15 protein-coding genes are annotated in these 12,743 nt (G+C 70.1%); 5 read left to right on the forward strand and 10 right to left on the reverse strand.

Annotated elements, in window-relative coordinates:
- Positions 1-19 precede the first annotated feature (19 nt).
- Both FCN18_RS30575 and FCN18_RS30580 read right to left on the reverse strand, forming a co-directional pair.
- Complete coding sequence (locus tag FCN18_RS30575; protein WP_113644037.1) at positions 20-1,003, reverse strand: alpha/beta fold hydrolase; 984 nt, start codon at positions 1,001-1,003, stop codon at positions 20-22.
- Positions 1,004-1,114: 111 nt separating this feature from the next.
- The gene (locus FCN18_RS30580) at positions 1,115-2,080 is read right to left on the reverse strand and encodes a zinc-binding dehydrogenase (protein ID WP_112275630.1); all 966 of its coding nucleotides are present in this window, start codon (positions 2,078-2,080) and stop codon (positions 1,115-1,117) included.
- A 32-nt stretch (positions 2,081-2,112) separates the two neighbouring features.
- On the opposite strand from FCN18_RS30580, the gene FCN18_RS30585 reads away from it, so the two are divergent.
- From FCN18_RS30585 to FCN18_RS30595, 3 genes are read left to right on the forward strand one after another with little or no spacing between them, the layout of a single operon-like run.
- Positions 2,113-2,319 carry a hypothetical protein gene (locus FCN18_RS30585; RefSeq protein ID WP_112275632.1) on the forward strand — a complete coding sequence of 69 codons (207 nt, stop codon included), beginning with the start codon at positions 2,113-2,115 and terminating at the stop codon, positions 2,317-2,319.
- 10 nt (positions 2,320-2,329) lie between these two features.
- Complete coding sequence (locus tag FCN18_RS30590; protein ID WP_112275634.1) at positions 2,330-2,752, forward strand: ribonuclease domain-containing protein; 423 nt, start codon at positions 2,330-2,332, stop codon at positions 2,750-2,752.
- Entirely contained in the window at positions 2,749-3,120 is a 372-nt protein-coding gene (locus FCN18_RS30595; protein WP_112275636.1) for a barstar family protein, read from the forward strand. Before FCN18_RS30590 ends, FCN18_RS30595 begins: the two co-directional genes overlap by 4 nt.
- 140 nt (positions 3,121-3,260) lie before the next feature.
- Here the strand turns inward: FCN18_RS30595 and FCN18_RS30600 are convergent, their stop codons facing one another.
- The 8 genes from FCN18_RS30600 to FCN18_RS30635 all read right to left on the reverse strand — a co-directional run bounded on the left by FCN18_RS30600 (position 3,261) and on the right by FCN18_RS30635 (position 10,661).
- On the reverse strand, positions 3,261-4,034 hold the full coding sequence (locus tag FCN18_RS30600) for an enoyl-CoA hydratase family protein (RefSeq protein WP_137096706.1): 774 nt from the start codon (positions 4,032-4,034) through the stop codon (positions 3,261-3,263).
- 25 nt (positions 4,035-4,059) lie between these two features.
- A complete protein-coding gene (locus tag FCN18_RS30605; protein WP_112275639.1) occupies positions 4,060-4,806 on the reverse strand; it encodes a sirohydrochlorin chelatase in 747 nt (248 codons plus the stop codon).
- Positions 4,803-6,089: a sulfate adenylyltransferase subunit 1 gene (locus FCN18_RS30610; RefSeq protein WP_113644038.1), complete on the reverse strand. Its 1,287-nt coding sequence runs from the start codon at positions 6,087-6,089 to the stop codon at positions 4,803-4,805. Before FCN18_RS30610 ends, FCN18_RS30605 begins: the two co-directional genes overlap by 4 nt.
- 2 nt (positions 6,090-6,091) lie before the next feature.
- On the reverse strand, positions 6,092-7,012 hold the full coding sequence (gene cysD / locus FCN18_RS30615) for a sulfate adenylyltransferase subunit CysD (protein ID WP_112275643.1): 921 nt from the start codon (positions 7,010-7,012) through the stop codon (positions 6,092-6,094).
- A gap of 11 nt (positions 7,013-7,023) precedes the next feature.
- A complete protein-coding gene (locus FCN18_RS30620) occupies positions 7,024-7,728 on the reverse strand; it encodes a phosphoadenylyl-sulfate reductase (protein ID WP_110342787.1) in 705 nt (234 codons plus the stop codon).
- On the reverse strand, positions 7,725-7,895 hold the full coding sequence (locus tag FCN18_RS40370) for an Insertion element protein (RefSeq protein ID WP_112275644.1): 171 nt from the start codon (positions 7,893-7,895) through the stop codon (positions 7,725-7,727). The genes FCN18_RS30620 and FCN18_RS40370 overlap by 4 nt, the downstream gene beginning before the upstream one ends.
- Positions 7,892-9,574 (reverse strand): nitrite/sulfite reductase, encoded by a 1,683-nt coding sequence (locus FCN18_RS30630; protein ID WP_112275646.1) that lies wholly within the window; start codon positions 9,572-9,574, stop codon positions 7,892-7,894. The genes FCN18_RS40370 and FCN18_RS30630 overlap by 4 nt, the downstream gene beginning before the upstream one ends.
- Before the next feature lie 277 nt (positions 9,575-9,851).
- Positions 9,852-10,661 (reverse strand): hypothetical protein, encoded by an 810-nt coding sequence (locus FCN18_RS30635; RefSeq protein ID WP_137096707.1) that lies wholly within the window; start codon positions 10,659-10,661, stop codon positions 9,852-9,854.
- 90 nt (positions 10,662-10,751) lie between these two features.
- Here FCN18_RS30635 and FCN18_RS30640 point away from each other — a divergent pair, with 90 nt between their 5' ends.
- Both FCN18_RS30640 and FCN18_RS30645 read left to right on the forward strand, forming a co-directional pair.
- A complete protein-coding gene (locus FCN18_RS30640) occupies positions 10,752-12,470 on the forward strand; it encodes a carbon starvation CstA family protein (protein WP_112275650.1) in 1,719 nt (572 codons plus the stop codon).
- Complete coding sequence (locus tag FCN18_RS30645) at positions 12,467-12,739, forward strand: cory-CC-star protein (protein WP_137096708.1); 273 nt, start codon at positions 12,467-12,469, stop codon at positions 12,737-12,739. The genes FCN18_RS30640 and FCN18_RS30645 overlap by 4 nt, the downstream gene beginning before the upstream one ends.
- The last annotated feature ends 4 nt before the right edge of the window (positions 12,740-12,743 follow it).

Below are 12,743 nucleotides of genomic sequence, written 5' to 3' on the forward strand. Positions count from 1 at the left end.
CGGCCCGCCTCAGTGCGCCTCAGCCAGCCGCGCCCGCGGCGGCGGACGGCAGCGGGGCGGTCTCGGGCCGGGCGCGGTTGCCCTGTGCGAAGTAGGTCAGCACCTCGGCGATCGCCTGCGGGTCGTCCAGCTGTGGGCAGTGCCCCCAGTCCTCGCGCTCCAGCAGCCTGCTGTGCGGCACGAGCGCGTGCAGCTGCCGCCCCGACGCCGCGCTCACCAGCCGGTCCTTACCGCAGACGATGATCAGCAGCGGTGCGGTGATGCGGTCGAGCTGGTAGGCGGACTCCAGCTCGGCGACGAGCTGCCTGGCCTCGGCGAGCCTGCTGGTGGTGGTGCTGTAGTCGGGGAAGAGGTCGAGGAACCGGCGGACGTGCACGGCGTCGGCCATCTTGATGTCGGCGTAGAGCAGGCGCGGCACCACCTGCTGGGCGATCGAGCGCACGACGAAGCCGGGCACGGGCAGCGGCAGCGACGCACACAGGCGCAGCGCGAGCGGGTACTTGGCGACCGTCCTGATCAGCCACGAGTCCACGAAGCCGGGCGCGGCGATCGAGACGATCCCGGCGATCGGCAGCTTGGGGTTCTGCGCGGCGCGCAAGCTCATCGTTCCGCCGAGCGAGTTGCCGACGAGCACCACGCTGCCGAGCGCGGCCTGCTCCCGGATCACGGCGGCCGTGAACGCGTCGAGCTGGGGAAGCATCGCGCCGGGGCGCAGCGGAGCGGCCTCACCGAAGCCGGGCAGGTCGACGGCGAGCACCGCGATGCCGGCGTCGGCGAGCTGTTCGAGCACGGGGCGCCAGGTGTCGGCGCTGTCGCAGTAGCCGTGCAACAGGACGATGCGGGGCGCGTCGGGCCGGGCTCCCTGGCGGCGCCTTCTGGTGCGCCTGCCCGACTCGACCATGCGCGGGCCGACCTCCAGCACCCTGGTGCGGAAACCCGCGAAGCGGCGATACCCGGCCCGGATAACCGGGCCGGGCAGAGCTTCTCGCTGCGCCGCGATCATGCTTTCAGGTTAACCGGAATACGGGATTTTCAAGCCCGTTCTCCCGGACACGAACCCGTATCGGCGCAATGTCAACACGGTGTCTGTGCAGGTCAGCAGCGTTCTGGGAAACTAACGCACAAACACGATTTTCCCGGCGGTGGCGCCTTTCAGCATGTCCGAAAAGCCCGACTCGGCCTGCTCGAACGGCAGCTCCGCACCGATCTGCGGCCGGATCCCGGCCAGGTCGGTGTAGGAGAGCAGGTCGGCCAGCTCGTCGCGGGTGCCCATCGTGGAGCCCACCACGTTCAGCTGCAGAAAGAACAGTCGCTGCAGGTCGGCGCTCGGGTCGGGGCCGCTGGTGGAACCCGACACCACGATGGTCCCGCCCGGCTTCAACGACTTCATCGAATGCGACCACGTGGCCTTGCCCACCGTCTCGAACACGGCGTCGACGCGCTCGGGCAGGCGAGTCCCGGACTCGAACGTCTGGTGGGCGCCCAGCTGCTCCGCCAGTGCCCGCTTCTCCTCGCTGCGGCCGGTGACCCACACGCGGAACCCCGCCGCCCGGCCCAGCTGCACCAGCGCGGTCGACACACCGCCGGAGGCGCCCTGCACCAGGAATGTCTGCCCCGGCCGCAGCCCGGACTTGACGAACAGCATCCGGTAGGCGGTCAGCCACGCGGTGCCCATGGTCGCTGCCTCCGCGAACGAGAGGCCCGCTGGCTTGGGGAGCACGTTGCGGGCCGGGACCACCACCGAGTCGGCGAACGTGCCCTGGTGCTTCTCGGTGAGCAGCGTCCGCTTCGGGTCGAGGGTGTCGTCCCCGCGCCACGAGGCGTCGTTGACCACCGAGTGGATCACCACCTCGGTGCCGTCGTCGAGCACGCCGGCGCCGTCGCAGCCCAGGATCATGGGGAACTGCTCCTGCTTGATCCCCACGCCGCGCAGCGTCCAGATGTCGTGCATGTTCAGGCTGGCCGCCCTGACGGAGACCTTCACCCAGCCGTCGGGGACCTCCGGCTCCGGTCGTTCACCCACCACCAGCGAGGCGAGCGGATCGTCGGGGTTGGCTTCTTTGGCATAGACGGCGAACATGGCGTCAACCTACCTGGCGTACGCTCTTCGTTGTGTTCGACGGAGTGGCCCGCTGGTGGGACAGCCTCGAGCTGTGGCTCGCGCAGCAGTGGTTCCCCGTGCAGTTCGTGCTGGTGATGGCCGTGCTGATACCGCTGTGCGTGGGGCTGGCATGGCTGATCCACCGTGTCGTCCACGCGGTCGCCGACCGCGTCAGCAGGTTCCGCGGCGCAACCCGCCGCCCGGACAGAACGTCCTAGGGAGGCGTGGGTGCTCTCCCGTAGGCGCATCAGTGTGGCGCTGGTCGGGCTCATCGTGCTGGTTCTCGGCGGATGGCTGATCAGGGACGTCATGGCGGTTGACGCCCCGCCAACCGGGCCGGGTAGCCTGCCGGGCGCGGATTCGGGCCTCGAGGTGGTGTCGCTGTCCAGCCTGCCACCCGAGGCGGAGGAGACGTGGCGGCTCATCGAGCAGGGCGGCCCCTTCCCGTATCCCGCGAAAGACGGCACGACATTCGGCAATAGGGAGAGTGTGTTGCCTGAGAAGCCCTCCGGTTACTACCGGGAGTACACGGTCGAGACGCCGGGCAGCCCCGACCGCGGTGCGCGCAGGCTGGTCACCGGCGACGGTGACGAGCTGTACTACACCGGCGACCACTACGCGTCGTTCCTCGTCGTGGACCCCAGGCGATGACCGTCCCACCCAGGCCCGACCTCAAGACGGCCACGGAGCAGGCGCGTGCCCGTGGCGCGTTCACGCACGTGCTCGACGGCACGAAACACCCCGACAAGCTCGGCACGCTCGACGCGATCGCCGCCGCGCTGTCGTTCCCCGACTACTTCGGCCGCAACCTCGACGCGCTCTACGACTGCCTGACCGACCTCGGCTGGCTGCCCACCGGCGAGCACGTGCTGATCTGGGTGGCCTCCGACGTCCTCAAGCAGGCCGATCCGAGGGCCTACCTCGCGGTGCACAGCGTGCTGTCCGACGCCCAGCGCGCACTCGCGCCGGGCGGCGAACGCACCGACAGCCGCACCCTCACCGTGGTGCTGGCGGACTGACCCGGCCGCCCTCCCTCTTTCCGGCCGCAGTGAAGGCCACCATGCCTGCGCCCGCCCGTCTCCCTCCACCACCCAGACGGAGGCGCTCCGCGCCGCTGAGTCTGGTTCAACGCAGTGAAGGTGGCCTTCACTGCAGAGGGCTAGTCCTGGGGCACCCAGCTGGGCTTGCGCTTCTCCGCGAAGGCCATGATGCCCTCCTGGCCCTCCTCGCTCGCGAAGAAACGGGCGGAGGTGGCCAGCATCGTCTCGAACGTCTTCGGCATCTCCCGGCCGCTCTCGCCCTGCAGCAGGTCCTTGGTGGCGGCGAGCGCGGCCGGGCCGCCCAGCGCGAGCGAGGTGACGTAGCGCTCCACGGTGGTGTCGAGCAGCTCCGCCGGCACGGCGGCGTTGATGAGCCCGATCGACGCGGCGCGCTCGGCGTCGAAGACGTCACCGGTGAGGAACAGCTCGTGGGCCGCGCGCGGGGTGAGCCTCGGCAGCACGGTCACGGAGATGATCGCCGGGATCACGCCGATGCGGACCTCGCTGAACGCGAACGTCGCGCTGTCCACGGCCACCGCGATGTCGGCGGCCGCGACGATGCCCACGCCACCCGCGCGCGCGGGCCCGGCCAGCCGGGCCACCACCGGCTTCGGGCTGGTCCAGATGCGCTCGAGGATGGCGGGGAACTCGTTGACCCCCTGGTCCTGCGAACCGGCGCCGCGGGCCTCCTTGAGGTCCATCCCGGCGCAGAAGACCGGGCCGGTGTGCGTGAGCACGATCACCCGCACAGCGTCGTCCGCGACGGCCTGCTCCAGGCCCGCGCTCAGCTCCTTGCGCAGCTGCGCGGACAGGGCGTTGCGGTTGTGCGGGGAGTCTAGGGTGATCGTCGCGACGCCGCCGGTCACGTCGTAGTGCACGAGTTCGTCAGCCATGCCGACACCTTCGCACAGCGCGACGTCAGGCGGAGCGAAGAGTGGCGGACAACGCCGCGAGGTAGCGGTCGAGCACCACGTCGGCGACCCTGTCCTCCGCGCCGAGTGGAGCCGCCATGGGGGAGCCGGGCGCGGCCTGCTCGGTCAGGTCGCGGATGCGGTCCGGCAGCAGGCCGGGCGCGAGGAACCAGGACGCGACGGCGAAGCGGCCCGCGCCTTTGGCCCGCAGCTTGGCGATCGCGGCGGGCACGTCGGGTTTGGTGGCGCTCGCGAACGCGGGCGCGACGAGGCAGCCGTGGCGGGCCTGCCAGCGTTCGGCCAGCCGCGCGACGACGGCGTTGGCCGGGGCGTGGGAGGAGCCCACGGCGGAGAGCACCACACCGAGGCCGGGGTCGGCGAGGTCGACGCCGGTGGCCCTCAGCCGGTCCAGCGCGACGGCTTCGAGCAGTGGGTCGGCGCCCAGCACGTCGGCCACCGAGACGCGCAGCCGGGGCAGCCGCGCGGTGACCTCGTCGACGATGCCGGGCAGGTCCACGCGGGCGTGGTAGGCACGGCCGAGCAGCAGCGGCGCCGCCACGACGTGCCGGTGGCCTTCCGCGTGCAGGGCGGTGAGGACCTCGGGAACGGACGGTGCGGACAGGTCGAGGAACGCGACCCGGACGTCCACGTCCGGGGCCGCCGCGCGCACGACGTCGCCGAGCGCGCGCACGGTAGCCGCCGACCGGGGGTCGCGGCTACCGTGCGCGACCACGACGAGTGGCGCCGAGGTCACTCCTGCTCCGAACCGCCCAGCGCGCTGAACCGCTCGCCGACGAGCCCGGCCGCCAGCGTGTCGCCGTCCTTCGGGTCGATCACGAGGAACGCGCCGGTGCGGGCGCTCGTCGCGTAGTCGTCCACCGGGATCTCCTCGGAGAGGCGCAGCTTCACACTGCCGATCTCGTTCAACTCCAGCGAGTCCGGACCCTCCACAATCGACAGAGCTTGCTCGTCGAAGCGCGAGTTGAGCTCCTCCACCATCGCCTGCACCGTGCGCGCGCCGTGCTTGACGAGCACCCGCGCACCGGGCTGCAGCGACTTCGTGGACAGCCAGCACAGGGCGGCGGTGAACGCGTCGGTCACCTCTGGACGGTCGGCCGCCGAGGCGATGAGGTCACCGCGCGCGATGTCCAGGTCGTCGGCGAGCAGCACGGTGACCGAGCTGCCCGCGCCTGCCTCCTCCAGCTGGCCGTCCGGGGTGTCGACGCGCTCGACGGTGGTGCGCAGCCCACGCGGCAGCACGACGACCTCGTCGCCGGGCCGCACGGTGCCGGCGGCGATCTGGCCGGCGTAGCCGCGGTAGTCCGGGTACTCAGGGGTGCGGGGCCGGATGACGTACTGCACGGGGAACCGGAACGGCGCCTCGTGCGGGTCCGGCGCGACCGGCACGTTCTCCAGGTGCTCGAGCAACGTGGGGCCCGTGTACCACGGCGTGTTCTCCGATCGCGTGGCGACGTTGTCGCCCACCAGCGCCGACACCGGGATGGCGAGCACGGAACCCTCGGAGTAGCCCAGCGACGACGCGTGCGCGGCGAACTCCTTGGCGATCACCGTGAACGCGGCCTCGTCGTAGCCGATGAGGTCCACCTTGTTCACCGCGAGCACGAGCCGGGGAACACCCAGCAGCGCCAGCACGGCGGCGTGCCGCCTGGTCTGCTCCACCACGCCCTTGCGGGCGTCGACGAGCAGCACGGCGAGCTGCGCGGTGGACGCGCCGGTGACCGTGTTGCGGGTGTACTGCACGTGGCCGGGAGTGTCCGCGAGCACGAAACTGCGCTTGGGTGTGGCGAAGTAGCGGTAGGCCACGTCGATGGTGATGCCCTGCTCCCGTTCGGAGCGCAGGCCGTCCACCAGCAGGGAGAGGTCCGGAGTGGACAGACCGCGGTCGACGCTGGCGCGCTGCACGGCGTCGAGCTGGTCGGCCAGCACCGACTTGGTGTCGTAGAGCAGCCTGCCGACCAGCGTCGACTTCCCGTCGTCGACGCTGCCTGCCGTGGCGAGCCTCAGCAAAGAGCTCATGGCTAGAAGTACCCCTCCCGCTTGCGGTCCTCCATGGCGGCTTCGGAGAGCCGGTCGTCCGCCCTGGTGGCGCCGCGTTCGGTCAGCCTGCTGGCCTGGACCTCGGCGATCACGTCCTCCACGGTGGACGCGGTGGACTCCACGGCACCGGTGCACGATCCGTCGCCCACGGTGCGGTAGCGCACCGTCAGTTCCTCGACCTTCTCGCCCTCGCGGGGGCCGCCCCACGGTCCCTCGGTGAGCCACATGCCGTCGCGCCGGTACACCTTGCGCTTGTGGGCGTAGTAGATCGAGGGCAGGTCGACGCCCTCGCGGGCGATGTAGTTCCAGACGTCCGCCTCGGTCCAGTTGGACAGCGGGAACACGCGCACGTGCTCGCCGGGGCGGTGCCTGCCGTTGTAGAGGTTCCACAGCTCGGGCCGCTGCCTGCGCGGGTCCCACTGGCCGAACGCGTTGCGCAGGCTGAAGATGCGCTCCTTGGCGCGGGCACGCTCCTCGTCCCGGCGGCCGCCGCCGAAGACGGCGTCGAACTTGTGCTCGGCGATGGTGTCGAGCAGCGGCTGGGTCTGCAGCGGGTTGCGCGTGCCGTCGGGGCGCTCGACGAGGCGCCCGTCGTCGATCCAGTCCTGAACGTGCGCGACCACGAGCCGCAGCCCGTACTTCTCGACCACGCGGTCGCGGAAGTCGATGACCTCCTCGAAGTTGTGCCCGGTGTCCACGTGCAGCAGCGGGAACGGCACCGGCGCAGGCCAGAAGGCCTTGATCGCCAGGTGCAGCAGCAACGTGGAGTCCTTGCCACCGGAGAAGAGGATCACGGGCCGGTCGAACTCGCCCGCGACCTCACGGAAGATGTGGACGGCTTCCGACTCCAGCGCGATGAGGTTGTCCCGCGCCGCGTCGGTCGCGGCCTCCAGTGTGGTCATGACATCCTTCCTCAGGCGTGCAGCCCGCACTCGGTCTTGGTCTTGCCGGCCCAGCGGCCGCTGCGCGGGTCGGCACCCGGTGCGACCTTCGCGGTGCACGGGGCGCAGCCGATCGACGGGTAACCCTCGGCGACCAGCGGGTTCTGCAGGATCCCGTGCTCGTCGATGTAGTTGTTGAACTCGTCGTCGGTCCATGCCGCGATGGGGTTGACCTTCACGAGGCCGTTCCGATCGTCCCACGTCACGATCGGTGTATTCGCCCTGGTCGGGGCATCTACTCTGCGTACACCCGTGACCCAGCACGAGTAGTTCGCCAGCGTCTTGCGAAGCGGGATCACCTTGCGCAGGTGACAGCACTGGTTCGGGTCGCGGTCGTGCAGTTTCGGCCCGTACTCGGCGTCCTGCTCGGCCACGGACTGCTCCGCCTGCGCGTTGACGACGGTGATGTCTGGGTAGACCGTCGCGACGGCGTCGCGCGTGCCGATGGTCTCCGCGAAGTGGTAGCCGGTCTCCAGGAACAGCACATCCACATCGGACTTCACCTTGGTCGCCAGGTCGACCAGCACGGCGTCCTGCATGTTCGATGCGACGATCAGGTCGTCTCCGAACTGCTCGACCGCCCAGCGCAGCGCCTCCTCGGCGCTCGCGTTCGCCAGTCGCTCGGACGCCTCCTCCGCCAGTGCCTTCAGCTCTTCGGTCGAAGCCGCCGCGGTCATCGAGTCACCTCCGGTATCTGCAGGCCGATGAATGTCACCGAGAACACCCGCCGACAGGACGAACACAGCCAGGCACCGTTCTCTTCCGGTCGGAGATCCTCGTCGCCACAGTACGGACAGTAGAACGCGGTGGCCCTGGTGGGCGGGGTTCCTCCTGAATCCGTCACTTCAGCTCGGCTTCCTCGGCGCGGGTGACCCACTGGGCGAACCTTTCCCCTTCCTCTCGCCCGGCGAGGTAGTTGCGCACGACCCGCTCCACGTAGTCCGTCAGCTCCGCACTGGTCACCTTGTGTCCGCGAAGTTTACGGCCGAAGCCGGCGTCGAGTCCGAGGCCACCGCCGAGGTGCACCTGGAAGCCCTCGACCTGGTTGCCCTCGTCGTCGGTGACGATCTGGCCCTTGAGGCCGATGTCGGCGACCTGGACGCGGGCGCACGAGTTGGGGCAGCCGTTGAGGTGCACGGTGACCGGATTGTCCAGTCCGTCCTGGATTCCGGCGAGCCGCTGCTCCAGCTCGGCCACGAGCGCTTCGGCGCGGGCCTTGGTCTCGACGATCGCGAGCTTGCAGAACTCGATGCCCGTGCAGGCCATGACGTTGCGCCGCCACGGCGACGGCTCGGTCTGCAGGCCTGCCTCGGCGAGCTCGGCCTTCAGCCCGTCCACTTCGGTCTCCGGGACGTCGAGCACCACGAGCTTCTGCTGCGGGGTGAGGCGGACGCGGCCGGAACCGGCGCGCTCCGCGGCCTTCGCCGCCGCGATCAGCATCGAGCCCGACGAGCGGCCGGCGACCGGAGCGCCGCCGACGTAGTACAGCCCGTCCTTCTGCTGGTGGACACCGATGTGGTCGATCGGCCGCGCGGGCACCTCGGGCGCGGGCCCGTCGATCAGCGGGCGCTTGAGGTACTCGGTCTCCAGTACCTCGCGGAACTTCTCGGCACCCCAGTCCTTCACGAGGAACTTGATGCGCGCGCGGGAGCGCAGCCTGCGGTAGCCGTAGTCGCGGAAGATGCTGATGACGCCGGCCCAGACCTCCGGCACCTCGTCGCGCGGGACCCACGCCCCGAGCCGCTGCGCGATCATCGGGTTGGTGGACAGACCGCCGCCGACCCAGACGTCGAAGCCTGGCCCGTGCTCGGGGTGCTCGACGCCGACGAACGCGACGTCGTGGATCTCGTGGGCCACGTCCTGCTGCCCGGAGATCGCGGTCTTGAACTTGCGCGGCAGGTTGGCGAACTGCGGGTCGCCGACGTAGCGGCGCTTGATCTCCTCGATCGCGGGCGTGCCGTCGATGATCTCGTCCCTGGAGATGCCCGCGACCGGCGAGCCGAGGATGACGCGCGGGCTGTCGCCGCACGCCTCCATCGTGGTGAGGCCGGCATCCTCGAGCCTCTTCCAGATCGTCGGCATGTCCTCGACCTGGATCCAGTGGTACTGGATGTTCTGCCGGTCGGTGATGTCGGCCGTGTCGCGCGCGTAGGTCTGCGAGATCTCGCCGAGGAGCGCCAGCTGATCGGTGGTCAGCGCGCCGCCGTCCAGCCGCACCCGCAGCATGAAGTAGCTGTCGTCGAGCTCCTCCGGCTCCAGCGTCGCGGTGCGGCCGCCGTCGATGCCCGGCTTGCGCTGCGTGTAGAGGCCGTACCAGCGGAAGCGGCCGCGCAGGTCGCCGGGGTCGATGGAGTCGAAGCCACCGCGGGCGTAGATGTTCTCGATGCGGGCGCGGACGTTGAGCGGGTGATCGTCCTTCTTGGAGCGCTCGTTCGGGTTCAGCGGCTCGCGGTAGCCCAGGGCCCACTGACCCTCACCGCGACGTTGCTTGGTCCGTGCGGGGCGGCCTGCGTTCGGGGCCATCTGTCCTGTCCTCCAGGGCGGTGTTCGCGGTGGACGGCGCCGCGCGTGCCGGAACGCCCTGGACGAGCCGTGGTGGGAGCAGTTCGCGGCACACCGGCGCCAGTTTGTCCGTAAATGGGCAAATGACGCGGGAGTCAGAGCCGGCAGAGACTGCTGGAGACACGCAGATAGTCGACGTGGCGCCGGACCACGAGCGAGACACCTGCGTAAGTCATTCTCCCAGGGTGCCATGCTGCTCAGAATGTGGTCCAGCACCGCCCGCATGGTGGGAGCAAGGTCATATGCCCTGTTCCGCGGCTAGAATGTTCCGTCTGCAGCCCTTGGCCAGCGCTCGCTGCCGGAGCAGGCGATCGACCAGCCGCAGGGGGGCCAGCGGGCCTCCCGGAACGCCCCGTCGTTCCGTGACCGTCAGCTCGTCGCCCCACAGCGTGCCGCTCAGCGACCACGGTTCCCACCGTTCGAGATCGGGCATCGAGTAGTCGTGACCGAACACGAGGGCGCGGGTGCCGTCCCCGCGCAGCGGCTCGCCGGCGAGGCCGCGCAGAACGACGCGCTCGTCCGCCGCGTCAGCCACGTCGACCACGTCGACGGCCAGCGCGGCGCTGCGCTCACGCACCACCAGCGCGTGGCGACCGGCGTCGGTCCTGGCCGGCAGCGTGTGCCGCGGCTCCACGCGGCGCAGGCGCACGATGATGCGCGGCAGCCACCACCAGTTCTCCCGGCACAGCAGCGGGCTGTCCGCGAGGGTGCGGGAAGGCGGGTATTTGACCAGTTCCTGGGTCAGCAGCTCCTCGGTGAAGAACTCGCCGCTGGTGTCGTCGGTGACCGAGGGCGTGCCGAACCACGCCCCGCCGGCAGCTCCCACGCGTAGTGACCGGGAGTCGGTGACGGTGAACGCCACCCGCCGCGCCCCGCGCAGGCTCGCCGCCTCCTCGGCGCGCGCGTACGGCAGCGCGACGCACGCCACTGCGCCGTCGACCACGGGTGTCACAGCCAGCGCGCGGGGCTCGCCCGTCCCGTCGAGCCAGCACACCTCCCCGGTGACGGCGCGCCGCCACGCCGGACATAACGGATCTGGATCAGTCATCGCCCAAAGCCTTATCAGACAGGTGCTCGCCTGTTACGGTGCCACCTCGTCAGAGGCTCCCGCCAACGATGTCAGTGGAGTTGACCCGGCATGCCCGCCATCGTCGTCGTCCTGGTCGTGGCCGTTCTGTTCTACCTCGGCTACCGCTACTACTCCAGCTATTTGGCAAAGAAGGTCTACGCGGTCGACGCCGCGTTCGTGACCCCGGCGCACAGCATGCGTGACGGGGTCGACTTCGTGCCCACCAACAAGCACGTCCTGTTCGGCCACCATTTCACGTCGGTGGCGGGAGCGGCGCCCATCGTCGGCCCGGCGATCGCCGTGTTCTGGGGTTGGGGACCCGCGCTGGCCTGGGTCGTGCTCGGGACGATCTTCGCGGCGGGTGTGCACGACTTCGGCTCGCTCGTGGTGTCGGTGCGGCATCGCGCGAAGAGCATCGGCACGCTTGCGCGGGACGTGATCAACAAACGGGCCCGGACCCTGTTCCTGCTGATCATCTTCTTCCTGCTGACACTGGTGAACGCCGTGTTCGCGGTCGTGATCGGCAACCTCTTCATCGCCACGCCCGAGGCCGTGCTGCCGATCCTGCTGGAGATTCCGCTGGCCATCGGCATCGGCCAGTACATCTACCGCACCCGCAGCGCGGCGCTGGTCCCGTCGATCGTCGGCGTGATCCTGCTCTACGCCTCGATCCTGCTCGGCCAGGAGCTGCCGATTTCGCTGGCAGGCATCGCCGCCGAGGACGGCCTCTTCACCGAGCGCAACCTCTGGGTCATCTTCCTGTTCGCCTACACGTTCATCGCCTCGCGAATCCCCGTGTGGGTGCTGCTGCAGCCCCGCGACTACATCAACTCCCACCAGCTGTTCATCGCGCTCGGCGTGATCGGGCTCGGTGTCGCCATCGGCTGGGACCGGATCGTGGCACCCGCCTTCAACGACACTCCCGAAGGATCGCCGAACTGGTTCCCGTTCCTGTTCATCACCATCGCCTGCGGGGCCATCTCGGGCTTCCACAGCCTGGTGTCCTCGGGCACGACATCGAAACAGCTGGACAAGGAGACCGACGCCCGCTACGTGGGCTACGTCGGCGCCGTGGGTGAGGGCTCGCTCGCGCTCGGCTCGATCCTCGCCTGCACGGCGGGCATCGTGGCCACGACGGCCGACTGGGAGGCCGCCTACCGCGACTTCTCCACCGCGTCCGGGGACGCGACGTCCAACTTCGTCAACGGCGTCGCGCACTTCGCGAGCAACCTCGGGATCGCCAACTCGATCGCGGTGATCTTCGCGGCGGTGGTGGTGATCAGCTTCGCCGCCACGACGATGGACACGGGTGTGCGGCTCCAGCGCTACATCGTCCAGGAGATCGCGGACATCGCGGGCGCGCGCGTCGTCTCCCGCAACGTCACGCTGGCCACGACGATCGCCGTCGTGGTGCCACTCGTCATGGCCCTGTTGCCCGGCGGAGGGGACGCGGGGTACACGTTCGGCGTGCTGTGGCAGCTCTTCGGCACCACCAACCAGCTCACCGCGGGCCTGGCGCTCGCCGTGATCGCGGTGTGGGTCACCAAAAAGCGGCGCAACCCCGTCGCGGTGCTCGTGCCGCTGGTGTTCCTGTTGGCGATGACCAGCTGGGCGCTGATCGAGAACCTCCGCAACTTCGTCGACGAGGGCCAGTGGGTGCTGGCGCCGCTCGACGCGATCATCTTCGTGCTGGCGGTCTGGCTGATCGTCGAGGCCGCGCTGGCGATGCGCCGGGCCTGGGCGGGAAGGGCCGAGGTCGGCGAGCCGGAGCGGGAGCCCGAGCGGTGACGTTGTGGCGCGGGCTGGTCTCCGCCTGGAAGCGGGTGGAGGCCGGCCACGACGCCGTCTTCGTCGCCCGGTGGCGGCAGGGCGTGCGGCGCGAGGCCCGCAGGCAGCAGGACACCCTGCGCGCACTCGTGCTGCTGGAGTCCCTCGGCGTCGACAACCCGGTGGCCTACGAGACGCTGGACCTCATCCCGTACCTGGTCGCCGACGTGCACGAATGGCACCAGCGGATGGGCCGCGAGACCTTCGGCGACGCCGGAGTCTGCTGTTGAGTCC

Source organism: Prauserella endophytica, assembly GCF_005146945.1.
GTDB classification, from domain to species: Bacteria; Actinomycetota; Actinomycetes; order Mycobacteriales; family Pseudonocardiaceae; genus Prauserella_A; species Prauserella_A endophytica.

Coding starts and splice junctions, on each gene's coding strand:
- FCN18_RS30575 (WP_113644037.1), bottom strand. CDS start 1,003: ATGATCGCGGCGCAGCGAGAAGCTCTGCCCGGCCCGGTTATCCGGGCC.
- FCN18_RS30580 (WP_112275630.1), bottom strand. CDS start 2,080: ATGTTCGCCGTCTATGCCAAAGAAGCCAACCCCGACGATCCGCTCGCC.
- FCN18_RS30595 (WP_112275636.1), top strand. CDS start 2,749: ATGACCGTCCCACCCAGGCCCGACCTCAAGACGGCCACGGAGCAGGCG.
- FCN18_RS30600 (WP_137096706.1), bottom strand. CDS start 4,034: ATGGCTGACGAACTCGTGCACTACGACGTGACCGGCGGCGTCGCGACG.
- FCN18_RS30610 (WP_113644038.1), bottom strand. CDS start 6,089: ATGAGCTCTTTGCTGAGGCTCGCCACGGCAGGCAGCGTCGACGACGGG.
- cysD (WP_112275643.1), bottom strand. CDS start 7,012: ATGACCACACTGGAGGCCGCGACCGACGCGGCGCGGGACAACCTCATC.
- FCN18_RS30620 (WP_110342787.1), bottom strand. CDS start 7,728: ATGACCGCGGCGGCTTCGACCGAAGAGCTGAAGGCACTGGCGGAGGAG.
- FCN18_RS30630 (WP_112275646.1), bottom strand. CDS start 9,574: ATGGCCCCGAACGCAGGCCGCCCCGCACGGACCAAGCAACGTCGCGGT.
- FCN18_RS30635 (WP_137096707.1), bottom strand. CDS start 10,661: ATGACTGATCCAGATCCGTTATGTCCGGCGTGGCGGCGCGCCGTCACC.
- FCN18_RS30640 (WP_112275650.1), top strand. CDS start 10,752: ATGCCCGCCATCGTCGTCGTCCTGGTCGTGGCCGTTCTGTTCTACCTC.